At 52.9% G+C, this 14785-nt stretch carries 17 protein-coding genes; 5 read left to right on the top strand and 12 right to left on the bottom strand.

The window, feature by feature from the left end:
* Window positions 1-76: 76 nt before the first annotated feature.
* A complete protein-coding gene (locus tag U869_RS0118930) occupies window positions 77-556 on the top strand; it encodes an Hcp family type VI secretion system effector (RefSeq protein ID WP_025122878.1) in 480 nt (159 codons plus the stop codon).
* Between the two features lie 60 nt (window positions 557-616).
* Here U869_RS0118930 and U869_RS0118925 read toward each other — a convergent pair whose 3' ends face one another.
* A complete protein-coding gene (locus tag U869_RS0118925) occupies window positions 617-1402 on the bottom strand; it encodes a DUF4225 domain-containing protein (protein ID WP_025122879.1) in 786 nt (261 codons plus the stop codon).
* A gap of 1 nt (window position 1403) precedes the next feature.
* Window positions 1404-1721, bottom strand: coding sequence for a hypothetical protein (locus tag U869_RS0118920; RefSeq protein WP_025122880.1), 318 nt, complete (start codon window positions 1719-1721; stop codon window positions 1404-1406).
* Between the two features lie 286 nt (window positions 1722-2007).
* Between U869_RS0118920 and U869_RS0118915 the strand changes: the two genes are divergently transcribed.
* Window positions 2008-2304, top strand: a complete 297-nt coding sequence (locus U869_RS0118915) for a GIY-YIG nuclease family protein (protein WP_025122881.1) — start codon at window positions 2008-2010, stop codon at window positions 2302-2304.
* Here U869_RS0118915 and U869_RS0118910 read toward each other — a convergent pair.
* Window positions 2291-2794: a GNAT family N-acetyltransferase gene (locus tag U869_RS0118910; RefSeq protein WP_025122882.1), complete on the bottom strand. Its 504-nt coding sequence runs from the start codon at window positions 2792-2794 to the stop codon at window positions 2291-2293. The genes U869_RS0118915 and U869_RS0118910 overlap by 14 nt on opposite strands.
* The gene (locus U869_RS0118905; RefSeq protein WP_025122883.1) at window positions 2788-3309 is read right to left on the bottom strand and encodes an SCP2 domain-containing protein; all 522 of its coding nucleotides are present in this window, start codon (window positions 3307-3309) and stop codon (window positions 2788-2790) included. Before U869_RS0118905 ends, U869_RS0118910 begins: the two co-directional genes overlap by 7 nt.
* Window positions 3310-3562: 253 nt before the next feature.
* Between U869_RS0118905 and U869_RS0118900 the strand changes: the two genes are divergently transcribed.
* Both U869_RS0118900 and U869_RS0118895 read left to right on the top strand, forming a co-directional pair.
* Window positions 3563-4558 carry a peptidase U32 family protein gene (locus U869_RS0118900; protein ID WP_025122884.1) on the top strand — a complete coding sequence of 332 codons (996 nt, stop codon included), beginning with the start codon at window positions 3563-3565 and terminating at the stop codon, window positions 4556-4558.
* Between the two features lie 11 nt (window positions 4559-4569).
* The gene (locus tag U869_RS0118895) at window positions 4570-5448 is read left to right on the top strand and encodes a U32 family peptidase (RefSeq protein WP_025122885.1); all 879 of its coding nucleotides are present in this window, start codon (window positions 4570-4572) and stop codon (window positions 5446-5448) included.
* Window positions 5449-5515: 67 nt separating this feature from the next.
* Here the strand turns inward: U869_RS0118895 and U869_RS0118890 are convergent, their stop codons facing one another.
* The 3 genes from U869_RS0118890 to U869_RS0118880 are packed head-to-tail and all read right to left on the bottom strand — an operon-like array spanning window position 5516 to window position 8756.
* Entirely contained in the window at window positions 5516-6652 is a 1137-nt protein-coding gene (locus U869_RS0118890) for an ABC transporter permease (RefSeq protein WP_025122886.1), read from the bottom strand.
* The gene (locus tag U869_RS0118885; RefSeq protein WP_025122887.1) at window positions 6649-7803 is read right to left on the bottom strand and encodes an ABC transporter permease; all 1155 of its coding nucleotides are present in this window, start codon (window positions 7801-7803) and stop codon (window positions 6649-6651) included. The genes U869_RS0118890 and U869_RS0118885 overlap by 4 nt, the downstream gene beginning before the upstream one ends.
* Entirely contained in the window at window positions 7785-8756 is a 972-nt protein-coding gene (locus U869_RS0118880) for an HlyD family secretion protein (protein ID WP_025122888.1), read from the bottom strand. The genes U869_RS0118885 and U869_RS0118880 overlap by 19 nt, the downstream gene beginning before the upstream one ends.
* Before the next feature lie 204 nt (window positions 8757-8960).
* Between U869_RS0118880 and U869_RS0118875 the strand changes: the two genes are divergently transcribed.
* Window positions 8961-9974 carry a luciferase-like monooxygenase gene (locus U869_RS0118875; RefSeq protein WP_025122889.1) on the top strand — a complete coding sequence of 338 codons (1014 nt, stop codon included), beginning with the start codon at window positions 8961-8963 and terminating at the stop codon, window positions 9972-9974.
* A 176-nt stretch (window positions 9975-10150) separates the two neighbouring features.
* On the opposite strand, the gene yedF is transcribed toward U869_RS0118875, so the two are convergent.
* The 5 genes from yedF to nlpI all read right to left on the bottom strand — a co-directional run bounded on the left by yedF (window position 10151) and on the right by nlpI (window position 14781).
* Window positions 10151-10390, bottom strand: a complete 240-nt coding sequence (gene yedF / locus U869_RS0118870) for a sulfurtransferase-like selenium metabolism protein YedF (protein WP_025122890.1) — start codon at window positions 10388-10390, stop codon at window positions 10151-10153.
* Entirely contained in the window at window positions 10387-11601 is a 1215-nt protein-coding gene (gene yedE, locus U869_RS0118865) for a selenium metabolism membrane protein YedE/FdhT (protein ID WP_025122891.1), read from the bottom strand. Before yedE ends, yedF begins: the two co-directional genes overlap by 4 nt.
* 137 nt (window positions 11602-11738) lie before the next feature.
* On the bottom strand, window positions 11739-13709 hold the full coding sequence (locus U869_RS0118860) for a DEAD/DEAH family ATP-dependent RNA helicase (protein WP_025122892.1): 1971 nt from the start codon (window positions 13707-13709) through the stop codon (window positions 11739-11741).
* Window positions 13699-13773: a protein YrbN gene (gene yrbN / locus U869_RS32890; RefSeq protein WP_223499600.1), complete on the bottom strand. Its 75-nt coding sequence runs from the start codon at window positions 13771-13773 to the stop codon at window positions 13699-13701. Before yrbN ends, U869_RS0118860 begins: the two co-directional genes overlap by 11 nt.
* 123 nt (window positions 13774-13896) lie before the next feature.
* Window positions 13897-14781, bottom strand: coding sequence for a lipoprotein NlpI (gene nlpI / locus U869_RS0118855; RefSeq protein ID WP_021179056.1), 885 nt, complete (start codon window positions 14779-14781; stop codon window positions 13897-13899).
* Window positions 14782-14785 lie beyond the last annotated feature (4 nt).

The following is a 14785-nucleotide window of genomic DNA, read 5'->3' as shown; positions in this document are numbered from 1 at the left end:
ACACATTGAATACATGACCAAATTTTGGATGAAGCGGTGTATTGTACAATTTTATGCATCTATGTAAGGGAGTTACATGGCAAATCTAATATATATGACGTTGAAGGGTGAAAAACAAGGTTTAATATCTGCTGGTTGTTCTTCGTTTGACTCCGTTGGCAACAAGTTCCAGTCAGGGCATGCCGATCAATGTATGATATATGCGCTCGCACACGGGATTAACCGAGAGCAGCACGTTTCTCACCAGCCATTTATTATCACCAAACCAGTAGACAAAGCTACACCTCTGATCGGTATGGCAATATCTAATAATGAAGAACTGTATCTACTGTTAGATTTCTACAGGACATCTAGTCAAGGACAACAAGAAAAATACTTCTCTGTTGAAATAAGAAAAGCTAACCTTAAGCGGGTAGGAATGAACTATCCTCATTTACTGACAAATGCCGATAGTCAACCCGAAGAAGTATTGAGCGTTTCTTACAATGATATTAAATGGACTCACCATATCGCAGGAACTACTGGATATAGCGTATGGGATGATAGAGTATATTAATATTGAGGCATCGCTTACATATAATTAACATACTCTATTTTTATGTCAGCATGCCACGACTCAATTTTCTGATAAATTATTCCACTGTTCAGAGTTATTGATCAACTGATATAGAGAGAACCCTACTGCTGAGTCTCCAACAATTTCACTACCGATCCCTGCAGCCCCCATTGTCTTCCAACTCATAATATAATCATCCCTAATATAATAGAATAATTTCCAAGCATTAGGTACAAGTTCAACCTTAAACATTGAACCAGCCGAAAGAGCTAGGTCACCAATAGAGTATGCAATATCCCCATCTCTACCATCTCCGCCAAGTATCTTTGCTGCTTGCCTATAGGCCTCCCGAAGTGGCATATCAGTAGGTTCGCTACGCATTGCAAGAAAGTAACCATTCTCCCACATATTTTCTAGTCCATGCATTACCAACGGTGTTCCTAAATAAGCACATGCTGAACCTACACTTGCATAGCATATTCCATATCCACCGATTGCTTGTATGCCTCCACTAACAAACCCTACCTGTTTTAATATTATGTTTAATGTGGAATTTTGCTCTTTTTTTCTTTCAGCAATAGCATATATTTTTGCAGATCCCATCATTAGCTCAACATTTCTTTTATAAAGAATATCATACTGCTCTTGCAATTGCGCCATAACATCAGAATATGAAGTTTTACCTGATTTATATTGCGCTATACAAAACTCAGCCAATTGATCTTCACTATAAATAAAGCTGTTAGCAATCCTTATATCACTTAAATATGAAAAAGCGACACTTTTGGCTTGACGATTGATCTCTTCCTTTTTTCTTTCCAAGGTGACAAGCGAGAAACTATCCATTTTACCTCTCTCTCAGTGCAAACAGAACCTTTAAACTCCAAAAGAATCCTTTGAAAAAGGGAGTAAGAAAAAAAACAATTGCGTTGAATGATATATATATAAATGAAAATAAAAAAATATTCTCCTTACTCATGTAAAAAACAAAGAAAAAATACCCAAAAATAAGTATGGCAACACACCGATATGTTCCCATAAAGCTATTTGCAAATGCTCTTTCAATACTAATATTCTGATACCTAGCTATTTTTATTAGTGACTTAGCATCAACTTCCTTCATGCCTAGCCTAATTAGCTTGACTTTTAAATCGTTATCATCCATGCATTATATCCCTTACACACTTTTGTTCATCACATACTAATCTATCCAAGGTTCAGACTACCAAATCTGAGAGTACAGGCAAGAAAAATGATTATCATTTTTAATGTAAGCTTTCATAGCTTGCGTCAAAGTGAGAGCTTCAGCATTGGTTCTGGGAAAGGAGGAACTGGAAACGCACCTCAAGTACGTTAGAGTATAGCTGTGAATTATTGGTTGAACTCTGGTGAACAGCATTGAAAAATAGCACCATCAATCCCCTGATCATATCAACCCTGTGCAGGCCATTATGAATGAAACAATCTGGCACCTCTATGTGCTGCGGATGCCCAGCGGGATGTTGTATACCGGCATAACGACAGATGTCGCCCGGCGTGTTGCGCAGCACCAAGCGGGCAAAGGGGCCAAAGCCTTGCGTGGCAAAGGGGAATTGCAGCTGGTTTTCCACAGCCAGGTGGGAGATCGTTCAATGGCGCTAAGACTGGAGTATCGGGTGAAACAGTTGAGCAAAACACAAAAAGAGAGGCTGGTGACAAACCCGCCTCTCTCATTGGCATACCTACTGCCGGTGGTTAAAACCGATTAAACGGCTCTGAAAATGCCACCAGCCCTTGTACGCCATCAAGTGCATCTTCCGCCAGTGGATAAACCTGGAATGCGGCTTCCGTTCCTGGCCAGCGGCAGTGCAGATCGTACTGGGCGGCATTTTTAAAGCCAAAACGCCCGTAGTAAGCAGGTTCACCCAGCACCACAACGGCGGCATAGCCGAACTCATTCAGCGCATCCAGCCCTTCGTAAACCAGCTTTTCGGCCAGCCCTTGGCGACGCAGGCTTTCCTCTACCGCCAACGGCGCAAGCCCCACCCACTGACGATCCTCACCTGCAACGTCCACCGGACTGAAAGCAGCATAACCCACTACGCCACCTTCATCGTCCGTAGCTACGATGCCCAGCGTCAGCAACCCGTCTTCACGCAGTTGTTGTACCAGATCGGCTTCGTCATCACGGCCAAAAGCATTACGCAACAGCGCATCAATGCCTGCGGCATCTACCGGAATTTCTACACGGATCAGCATGGCTGCGGCACACGGGAAGTTGGCTCCGTGCCCTCCTGCAACCCTGCCTCAACAAAGTCCGCCAACTTCAGCAGGCCAACGCGCAACGGCGTAGGCATCGCATCCAGATCGATGGCGTCCATCAGATTTTTTACATACAGGCCCAATTCGGTATCTCCTTCAATCTGCAACCGACGCTGGAAAAACAGCGTGTCGGGATCTTGCTTACGTGCCGCAATCAAGATCAGATCGTTGGCTTCGCCGCTGAAGCTGACGTCCGCCTCAGCCTGTTGGCTCACCACCAGCCTATCGTTTTCTACTGTCATAAACCATTGCAGCGCCAAATCACGCACTTCGATTTTCAGCCAGCGTGATTCAAGAAACGCCAAATCACCCTCAGCCAGCGCCTGGCGGAACTGCCAGCTCAGCACCTGTTCCAACACCTGACGCTGCAGAGCAAACGGCGTGAATTTTAACGGTACGCGCAACAGCGACGGCCCTTGACGCACAATGCGTGCTCGTAGTTTTTCCAACACTGTTATTCACTCCTTTCCACTCAGTCTGAGGTTATTTTGCCACATTGCGGCTATGCGTAACCGGTCTATATCAACAAATGGTGCAATTAACGCTCATCTTGTTCTGTGGCACTTGAATATCAATACGCCAGAAGCTGCCTCAAATCAAAGCTTGTTAACCTCGGGTTCACTAAAATTGCTTCCCCATTTACATCATTACCGGACAAGCCAATCGCCCGGTACGCTTACCACAGCGTTGAATCAGGATAGAGTTATGGAGCTGCTTTGCCCCGCTGGCAACCTGCCAGCCTTGAAAGCCGCGGTAGATAATGGCGCAGATGCCGTGTACATCGGCCTGAAAGACGATACCAATGCGCGCCACTTTGCCGGGCTGAACTTTACCGAGAAGAAACTACAGGAAGCGGCCGACTATGTGCACCGCCATGGCCGTAAGTTGCACATCGCCATCAACACCTTTGCCCATCCCGATGGCTATGCCCGCTGGCAGCGCGCCGTGGATATGGCAGCGCAACTGGGGGCCGATGCACTGATCCTGGCCGATTTGGCGATGCTGGAATATGCCGCAGAACGTTATCCGCAGGTGGAGCGTCATGTCTCGGTGCAAGCCTCTGCGACCAATGAAGAAGCCATCCGTTTTTATCAGCGCCATTTTGATGTTGCCCGAGTGGTGCTGCCGCGCGTGCTATCGATGCACCAAGTGAAGCAGCTATCACGTACCAGCCCAGTACCGTTGGAAGTATTTGCCTTTGGCAGTTTGTGCATCATGGCCGAAGGACGGTGCTATCTCTCCTCTTATCTGACAGGAGAATCGCCCAATACCGTTGGAGCTTGCTCACCGGCCCGCTTTGTACGCTGGCAGCAAACGCCGCAGGGGATGGAATCACGCCTCAATGACGTGCTGATCGACCGTTATCAGGACGGGGAAAACGCCGGTTACCCCACGCTGTGCAAAGGCCGCTATCTGGTGGATAACGTGCTCTATCACCCGTTGGAAGAACCCACCAGCCTGAATACGCTGGAACTGTTGCCAGAGTTGCTGGCCGCCAATATTGCTTCCGTGAAGATCGAAGGCCGCCAACGCAGCCCCGCCTATGTTAGCCAGGTAGCTCGCGTCTGGCGCCAGGCGATCGATCGCTGCATGGCCAACCCGACTGGCTATCAGGCCGATGCCGCATGGATGGAAACGCTGGGTGCCATGTCCGAAGGCACCCAGACCACGCTTGGCGCGTACCACCGTAAATGGCAGTAGCAGGAGAAACCATGAAATATGCATTAGGCCCGGTGCTCTACTACTGGCCAAACAGCGAGATAGAAGCCTTCTATCAGCAAGCGATGAGCAGCAGTGCCGATATTATCTATCTTGGCGAGAGCGTGTGTACCAAACGGCGCGAGATGAAAGTCGGTGACTGGCTGGCGCTGGCGCAGGAGATCGCCAAATCTGGCAAACAGGTGGTGATCTCCACTCTGGCTTTGCTACAGGCCCCTTCAGAGCTGAACGAACTGAAGCGTTATGTGGAGAACGGGGAATTTCTGATCGAAGCCAACGATCTGGGTACGGTAAACATGGCCGCCGATCGCGGCTTGCCGTTTGTCGCCGGACATGCCCTCAATTGCTACAACGCCTACACCCTGCGTCTGCTGCATAAGCAAGGCATGACGCGCTGGTGTATGCCAGTCGAGCTTTCACGTGACTGGTTGGCCAATGTATTGCAGCAATGTGATGAGCTAGGCTTCCGCCAAAGGTTTGAAGTGGAAGTGTTGAGCTACGGCCATTTGCCACTGGCCTATTCCGCACGCTGCTTTACCGCCCGCTCAGAAAACCGGGGCAAAGATGAATGCGAAACCTGCTGTATCAAATATCCGCAAGGCCGCATCGTCAACTCGCAAGAGAACCAACAGGTGTTTGTGCTCAACGGCATTCAGACTATGAGCGGTTACTGCTACAACCTCGGTAATGAACTGACCAGCATGCAGGGGTTGGTGGATATCGTGCGTCTGTCGCCACAGGGTGTAGCAACCCTCGCGCTGCTCGACAGCTTCCGTGCCAACGAGCAGGGGACTCAGCCGCTGACGTTAACCAATCACGCTGAGTGTAACGGCTACTGGCGGCGCGTGTCCGGGTTAGAACTGGTGCAGTAAACCCACTGTCGCAGAGCAGGAGTTATCGTTCTGCGATGGTTTTTAGCGGGCGCAGCATGCAGCGCCCCTACGTACGTTTACGGAATAGATTTCGTAAGCCGACACGGTTACGCACTGCGCCCACACCAATACCAATCAGCGTATAAACAGCCCCCAGCAGTAGCAGCATGGCCACGTCTCCGCCAACATCCCGCAGCGATAGCCCCATCTGATTCACACCGGCAATGGCCTTGGTTGCCCAGGTGGAGGGGATCATCGATGAAACTGCCCTGACCCACTGTGGCATGGCTTGCAGCGGCCAAATGGTGCCGGAAAGGTAAAACACTGGGGTGGTGATAAACGATAGCGTCAGGTAGATCATCTCTACGCTACGCAAGCATTCGGTCACCAACTTGCCCAACCCCAGCACCGCCAGCAGGAACGGGAAAGTCAGCAGCAAGATCTCTGGGATCGTCGCCGTCTGGCGATAGCCCAAGACCCAAGGCCACAGCACAAATAGCACGATCGACAGGAACAACCAGATCGGCAGCAAAGCCGACAGACCGCCCAAATACACGGGGAGCGATGGCTTACCACCGGGCGTGCCTTTCAACACAATGCTGACACGCACACAGGCAATCAGCAGTGAGTGCTGTAGCAACATCACTAACAAACCAGGGAAGATAATCGCCGCAAAGCTGATGCCGGGATTGAATACGTCCAGCGTTTGGCTCTGGATCGGCATCATGATCACCTGAGCTTGCCGTTCACTGAAACCGCTGCGCATTAGCAGTGAGGTGTTGTACTGGCCCAGTAACTGCTGATAAGCCGCCACCACGTCCTGTTGGATCTGGCCGTTCGCCAGCCGGTTGGTCGCATCACCGAACACCGGGATCTCAATGTTCTTGCCGTTGAGGATCTTCTTCTCCAGATCCACCGGCATGATGATCACCGCAAACAGTTTGCGCCAACCCAGATCGCGCTTCGCCTCATCCAGGCTGTCGTAGGTTTGAATAGCGATCTTCGGGGTCGCATCCAACTGGCGGATAAGCTGGCGGCTGGCAGTGCTATGATCCTGATCGATCACCCCCACTGGCAGATCCCATACTGTGCGGTTGGCATAAACCATGCTCATGATGCACAACGACAGGATCAGCATCAGCCACATAGGCCGCTCCAGCATGCTCATCAATACCTTGCTGAAGGTTTTCCAGTAACTACTCATCCTACCGTCTCCTCTTTCGCCAGGCGCTTCAGCAGTCGGTTACGTACTAGAAACGCGGTCACCAATGGGTAGACCACCAGCAACGCGCACACGCTGAGGATGGCGCTGGCTGGCACCTGTCGCAGGAACACATCGAACATCGCGTACAGCGCGTGGGTAAGAGGCTCGATATTGGAGATAATGCGCGCCGGTAAGGGCATGGAAAGCTCGGGCACTGCCATGCCAGAGAACGTCAGTGCAATACTCACCAACATGCCAATCAGGGTATAGGCGGTTATAGCGCTGCCGGTAAAGGTGTACAGCAACAGGCCGATGCTTTGCGCCGCCATCACGTAGAAAAAGCCAATCATCAGCATAAACAGCGGATTGCCGCTGACACGAGCGTCAAAAATGCCCACTAGCGCGGCAATCTCAACCATCAGCAAGGTGGTAAAGCACAGGGTATAAGGAGCCAGTTTCCCCAGCAAGGCCAGGCTGAAGGGTTTGGCCTTCAGCAAGGATTTGCTACGCGCCATCACGTAAATCATGCAGGTGACGACAAACAGTTGCAGCATATGAATGGTGGCCGCGAACTGCTGATAATAGATATAGCTGCCGCTGGCATTGAACAGGCTACCATAGTTGAGGGTGACATCCGCCAGCGGCGGCAGCGACTTGCCCATCGCCCCGGCAATAATAGAGCGGTAATTGGCGTTGGCCTCGGTCATCAGGCCGCTAAAATCCTGGGTGGCATACAGCCCGGCACCGTAAAACAACGCGTTGTAATACAGCACCACGTTAGGCTGATTGCCCGCCAGCGCATCCGCCTCAAAATCGGCCGGGATAGACAGCAAAGCGTAATCTTGTGCGCTACGCAGACGGCGCAACGACTCATCAAGACCGCCGTCATAGGCTTGCACATGGGCATGAGAGCCAGCATCCAATTTGCGGATCAGGGATTTCGACAACGGGCTGTGGTCGTTATCCACCACCGAAACCGGTAGATCGAGCAAGGTGCCTTCCGAGAAGTTACTGCTGATTAGGCCGAACAGGATCAACGGGAAGATCCAGCCCAGCCAGTGAACTACCGGGCGGCGAAAAGCGATGCGGCACTCGTTACTGAACGCGTGGCTGAAGCAGCGCCAGCCTGCCCTTACTCTTTCCATTGCCATAAGGTACTCATCCCTGGACGCAAGCCATCGACCGGCTGCGACAGATACAAACGAACTTCAAAGGTTTTCAGATCAAAATCACCGGTAGCGCGCGTGGCGCGTTTGGTGGCGTAGTCCCCCAACGGCGCGATGTAGCGCACCTCGGCCTCAACCATCTGATCTTTCAGCGCCGGTACGCGCAGCTGGACTTTATCGCCCTTGCGGACATGCGCCAGGATATCTTCCCGCAGGTTAAACACGAAGTAAGCATCCGGTACGCGGATCAGCGTCATCAACGGGCTGGACGCATTAAGCAGTTCCCCTACTTCTGCCGGGATCGGCCCCACCTCACCATCGACCGGTGCCTTAACCAACAGATCGTCGGTCTGGGCCTGAATTTCTAACAGGTCTTGCTCTGTAGCTCGCAAGGCGGCCTCGTATTTCTGCCGCAGTTCGATGCGATCGCCATTGACGCCTTCATCCAGATTGGCTTTGGCAGCCTGCACTTGTTGATAGGCGGTATCACGTGCACGTCGTGAGCTGTCCAATTCGGATTTGGAGACGTAGCCTTTGCTGGCGACGCTGAGGTTACGATCGTAATCGTGCTGGGCGTTCTGGTATTGCGCTTCGGCCTGAGCCAGATTGGCGCGCAGGTTGCGGATACTTTCTTCACGAGTGCCATGCAGCGACTGATCCAACTGTGCCTGGGCTTCATCCCGTGACGCCTGCGCCGAACGCAGTTGGGCCATTAATTCCGGGCTTTCCAGCCGCAGCAACAGTTGTCCGGTTTTTACATCATCTCCGCGCTCCGCCAGGCGCTCAATCACCCGGCCCTTGGCCTTGGAGGCGACAATCACTTCGGGGGCGTCCACTTCTCCCTGCAATAACAAATCCTGATTGTGCGCGCGGAAGAGCACCGCCATCGCGATTGCTACCCCCATCAGCAGCAGAGTGAACAGCGTCTTTTTCTTCATTACTACAGCCCCTTGACCATCAGCGTGCAAACGAACATCGTCATATCCATATTTATAATGTGGCTATTGCAAGCACATATATCCCCTTTTATAACCGTAAATTGCATTATGCTTTTAACACAAAAAGCATAATTGCTTTTTTAGTTGCAGATCCCTGCAATCGCCCTTTAAGCGATCAACCCGATAAGCACGATGGACGATGAAATGACAGCAAACACACAGGTGCCACTTTCGGTACTGGATTTATCCCCGATCCCACAGGGAGCCAAGCCACGCGATGCGTTCCATTGCTCGCTGGATTTGGCGCAGCATGCCGAAAAGTGGGGCTATCAGCGCTACTGGCTAGCGGAACACCACAATATGACCGGTATCGGCAGTGCGGCGACGTCGGTATTACTGGGCTATCTGGCATCCGGCACCCAGAGCATTCGCCTCGGTTCCGGCGGCGTGATGTTGCCAAACCATGCACCGCTGGTGATCGCCGAGCAGTTCGGCACCCTGGAATCTGTGTATCCGGGGCGTATCGATCTGGGTCTTGGCCGTGCGCCGGGCACCGACCAACGCACCATGATGGCACTGCGCCGTCACCTCTCCGGCGAAGTGGACAACTTCCCGCGTGACGTGCAGGAACTGCAACATTACTTTGGCGAAGTGCAGCCGGGGCAAGCGGTGCAAGCAGTGCCGGGCCAGGGGTTACATGTACCAATCTGGCTGTTGGGTTCCAGCCTGTATAGCGCACAGTTGGCGGCACAACTCGGCCTGCCGTTTGCCTTTGCGTCGCACTTTGCGCCAGAGATGCTGTTCCAGGCACTGAATTTGTACCGTGAGAACTTTAAACCGTCTGAGCAATGCCAGCAGCCACACGCGATGGTATGTGTGAACGTGGTAGCCGCAGACAGCGATCAAAACGCCCGCTTCCTGTTTACCTCCATGCAGCAGCAGTTCATCAATCTGCGCCGTGGCTCGCCTGGCCCACTGCCGCCGCCGGTAGATAATATCCACGCGCTGTGGACCGCAGGTGAGCAGTACGGTGTTGATCAGGCACTACGTATGTCGATCGTCGGTAGCGAAAGCACCGTCCGCCACGGCCTGCAAAGCCTGCTGCGCGAAACGGGTGCCGATGAGATCATGGTTAACGGCCAGATTTTCGATCATCAGGCACGTTTACGATCGTTTGAGATTGTTGCCGGGGTGCAAGGCGATTTGCTGAAGGGATAACCCCTCACCCTAACCCTCTCCCACAGGGAGAGGGGACCGATCGAGCGTGTTTGCAATTGTAGCGATTTACCTAGTATGTGGAGACGATCAAGTTTGCTGAGATGACTGCTTTACTTCCAAACGAGCTGGGGCTATTAGCTCCCTCTCCCTGAGGGAGAGGGTTGGGGTGAGGGGGATCAGCGCTGGATCAGGTAACGAATGGTTGGCCCATCCTGCTGGATATCCAGTACCTTGTAGCCGTGGTTACGGGCATCGAGCGGGATATTATTGATCGACTGTGGGCAGTCGCTGATCACTTCCAGTATTTCGCCCGGCTTAAGCTGCGGCATCGCTTCTAACGTCGCTACCGCCGGGTATGGGCAAGGTTCTCCCACCATATCCAACCGGTAATCCGGCACTATCTCTGCCTGTTTCATACTTCACTCCTCAAGTTCACCACCTGCGCATCCGGTTTGGCACGGAAGAACCGTTTCTCCCACCACAGCATCGCAGCAAAGGCGATGGCCAGCAGCAGATAGGTTACCAGCAATCCGCCAATCGGTCCGAAGGTGTCCAGCAGGTTAATCTTGTCGTAGTTGGTCGCCAGGGCTGGCGCCAGATCGTCCCAGTAGTAGGCTAACAGCGTGGCACCGATGATATTGCCCAACCCTACCCACCAATAATGGACCTGCCCTTCCACCGCACGATACATCCAGCCGGTTTCACAACCGCCAGCCAGCACAATACCGAAGCCAAACAGCAAGCCACCCAACACCGCGTTTGGCCCGGCCCACATGATCTTCGGCGCAACACCCAACTGCACATAGCTGAAAATACCGATGGCGCTGACCGCCATGCCGATAATAATCGCTTTGGCCATATGGGTACGGCCAGTGATCCACAGATCGCGGAACGCCGAGGTAAAGCAGATCTGCGCCCGCTCGATCAACAGACCAAAACCGATGCCAAACAGCATGGCAATGCCGAGCTTCGGCGCATCAAACAGCGTCCATAATGACCAGGCTACAGCAAGACAAAAAATCACCATCCCCAAGCGGAAACGGCGGCGCGCCTGCTCAGGCTTTTGCGTCAATGGTGAGGCCGCTTTCACTCTTTGCAGCTTGACCGGAATACGGAACATCGGCAGCAAGGTAAACTTGGCCCCGAAGTAAGACCCCGCCGCGGTCGCTAGCGCAAAGAACCAGGCATGCAGTGAGAACTGTGGAATGCCGGTGAAGAAGGCCGCCAGGTTACAACCCATCGCCAGACGTGCGCCAAAGCCGGCAATAATGCCGCCCAGCAATGCCTGCACAATACGAATACGATGCTGTGGCATACGCAACTTGATGTTATTGGCCCACAGCGCGGCGGCGATACAGCCCGCAAACATGCCGATAATCATCCGCCCATCAATACGCTCCAGCGGCGTACCCTGTAGACCGATCACCTTGAAGTAGCCCCACTGCTCGGGGTGAAAACCAAACCACTGCAAGATATGGCCGCCCCAGCGGGTAAACTCGCCGGTTACCGCCCAGAAAGTGCCTGTCATGCCGAAATAGTAGGTAGAAAGGATCCCGGCGGCGATCACTGCCGGTAAAGGTGCCCAAAAGCGCACCAGATATTGCGATTTGAATTGTTGCCAGGTCATGGCAGCTCCTGAAGATCCGTAAGATAAACCTTGCGAATGATACGCCATTTACCCGCATTAACCGTGCGGTCAGGCAAAAAAAAACCAGCCCGAAGGCTGGTTTCTAAGCGAATTAACCGTAAACGGTCAATCAACGATTACGCATCACCGAAACGGCGACGTGGTGCGGCAGGAGCTGCTACATCGTCACGACGTGGTGCTGGCTTGTCGCGGTTGAAGTTGCCGCCACGACGTTCGCCACCGGCAGCATTACCGCCTTCACGACGATCGCTGAAAGTACGACGTGGTGCACCAGCACCGGCGCCAGCGCCTTCACGACGTTCGCCGTTGAATGAACGAGCACCGCCACGACGCTCACCACCGTTACCACCGGCAGGACGCTCACGACGTTCATGCGGCTGTGCGTCGCCCAGCAGTTGCATGTTCATCGGCTTGTTCAGAATGCGGGTGCGAGTGAAGTGATTCAGGATCTCGCCCGGCATACCTTTTGGCAGCTCAATGGTGGAGTGGGAAGCAAACAGCTTGATGTTACCGATGTAACGGCTGCTGATGTCGCCTTCGTTAGCAATTGCGCCAACGATATGACGAACTTCCACGCCGTCATCACGGCCCACTTCAATGCGGTACAGCTGCATTTCGCCAACGTCACGACGTTCGCGACGTGGACGCTCAGCGCCACCATCACGGCTGTCTGGACGTGCGTCACGACGACGGTCATTGCTACGCTCGCCACCACGGTCGTCACGATCGTTGAATTCACGACGTTGACGTGGTTTGAACACTGGATCGGGTGGCAGGATCAGAGGACGTTCGCCCTGTGCCATTTTCAGCAATGCTGCGGCCAGCGTTTCCATATCCAGATCTTCGCCCGGTTGCAGCTTAGCCAGCAGCGCACGGTACATATCCAGATCGCTGCTTTCCAGCTGCTGCTGAACTTTAGCGGCGAACTTGGCCAGACGGCGCTCACCCAGCAGATCTGCGTTTGGCAGCTCCACTTCAGGAATGGTGAGCTTCATGGTGCGTTCGATGTTGCGCAGCAGGCGGCGTTCGCGGTTTTCTACGAACAGCAGCGCGCGGCCAGCACGGCCAGCACGGCCGGTACGACCGATACGGTGAACGTAAGACTCTGAATCCATAGGGATGTCATAGTTTACTACCAGGCTGATACGCTCAACATCCAGACCACGAGCGGCAACGTCGGTAGCGATCAGAATGTCCAGACGGCCACTCTTCAGACGCTCCAGGGTCTGCTCACGCAGTGCCTGGTTCATGTCACCGTTCAGTGCGGCACTGTTGTAACCGCTGCGCTCCAGCGCTTCGGCCACTTCCAGGGTCGCATTTTTGGTACGCACGAAGATGATCGCCGCGTCAAAATCTTCCGCTTCCAGGAAACGCACCAGCGCTTCGTTTTTACGCATGCCCTGCACGGTCCAGTAGCTCTGGCTGATATCCGGGCGAGTGGTGATGCTGGACTGAATGCGCACTTCCTGTGGATCTTTCATGAAGCGACGAGTAATACGACGGATCGCTTCCGGCATGGTTGCAGAGAACAGCGCGGTCTGATGTTCAGCCGGGATCTCAGCCATGATGGTTTCTACGTCTTCGATAAAGCCCATGCGCAGCATTTCGTCGGCTTCGTCCAGAACCAGGCCTTTCAGGCCAGACAGGTTCAGGGTGCCACGTTTCAGGTGATCCAGCAGACGGCCAGGAGTCCCTACCACGATTTGCGGCCCTTGACGCAGAGCGCGCAGCTGCACGTCATAACGCTGGCCGCCGTATAGGGCAACCACGTTCACGCCATGCATGTGCTTGGAGAAATCGGTCATGGCTTCAGCTACCTGAACCGCCAGTTCGCGGGTAGGAGCCAGTACCAGGATTTGTGGTGCTTTCAGGGCTGCATCGAGGTTGTGCAGCAGGGGCAGCGAGAACGCCGCAGTTTTACCACTACCGGTCTGCGCCATGCCCAGCACGTCGCGGCCGTTCAACAGGTGAGGAATACACTCAGCCTGGATCGGTGATGGTTTTTCGTAGCCCAGATCGGTCAGGGCAGCAATGATCGGAGCAGACAGCCCCAGGTCAGCAAAAGAGGTTTCAAGCTCAGTAGTCATGTACACGTGCCTCATTAATAATGGCAGCCAGTCTACATAACTCGTCGAGAAAATTTTCAGTCATTTTCATTGAAAAGTGTGAACCGGCTCAAATTAGATTATAAAACAGACAAAAAAGCCCTCGCCCGTTAAGACGATTACTTTGGTCAAAAAACCAATGTATATCAGGCTGATAGTTGTCCGTCAGCTATTGCTGGTCCGATTCCGATAGGTCGTCTTGTTCTTGGCCTAACAGCGCCAATTCCAACAATGCATAGCGGTGCTCAACAAAGTTATGAACATTGTTAGCCACCGTCAGTTTGAACAGCGCCGAAGCGGTGTCCTTGTCCCCCAGACTTAGGTAGTGCTTACCTAAATAGAAGTCAGTTTCACTGAGATGCTCAGCGAGCGAAGTGTTATCCGTTGCATCTGCCTTGAGGCGTTCCATCAGCGTTTTTTCGCTGATCTTGCCCAGGTAGAATTCGACAATATTCCATCCCCATTGCCCTCTGTCCGATTTGTCGTAACGCTGCTGGAGCGATACGGTAGCCATCTTGGGATCGATTTCTCTTTCCACCAGATAGAGCCACAGCGAACGGAAGGGATCGTTTGGGTCGTCTTGATAAAACGCCTGCAGATCATCCTGCGCCAACGGGAAGCGGCCGCCATAATACAGTGCGATGCCCCGGTTTAAACGCGCGTAATTGTAAGTTGGATCAAGCTCTAGTACAGAATCAAACGCTTCATAGGCAGCATCAAAATTGCCTGCCTGCGTTAAGTAAATGCCCAGGTAGTTGAAAACTTCTGGCATATCAGGACGTATCGCTAGCGCTTGTGAAAAGTCATTACGCGCTAGCGCACGCAAACCAAGACTATCATACAGCACACCGCGCTCATATAAAAGCTGCGCGCGCTCATCATCCGTTAATGCCCGGCTGGCAAGTATTTGTTCCATGCGCGCCAGGATCACTTCCTGCTGCAGCGTGGGCTGCAAAGGAATAGCCAGAACTTCGTCTTTACGCCAATCATGGTTGCTGCATCCTGCCAGCAATAGTGCTGTCGCAACGTAACACCAGCGCAAGAAAGGCTTCATTTCC

The organism is Serratia sp. H1w (assembly GCF_000633355.1).
Taxonomy (GTDB): Bacteria; Pseudomonadota; Gammaproteobacteria; order Enterobacterales; family Enterobacteriaceae; genus Chania.
This window is presented reverse-complemented; position numbering and strand designations above follow the sequence as displayed.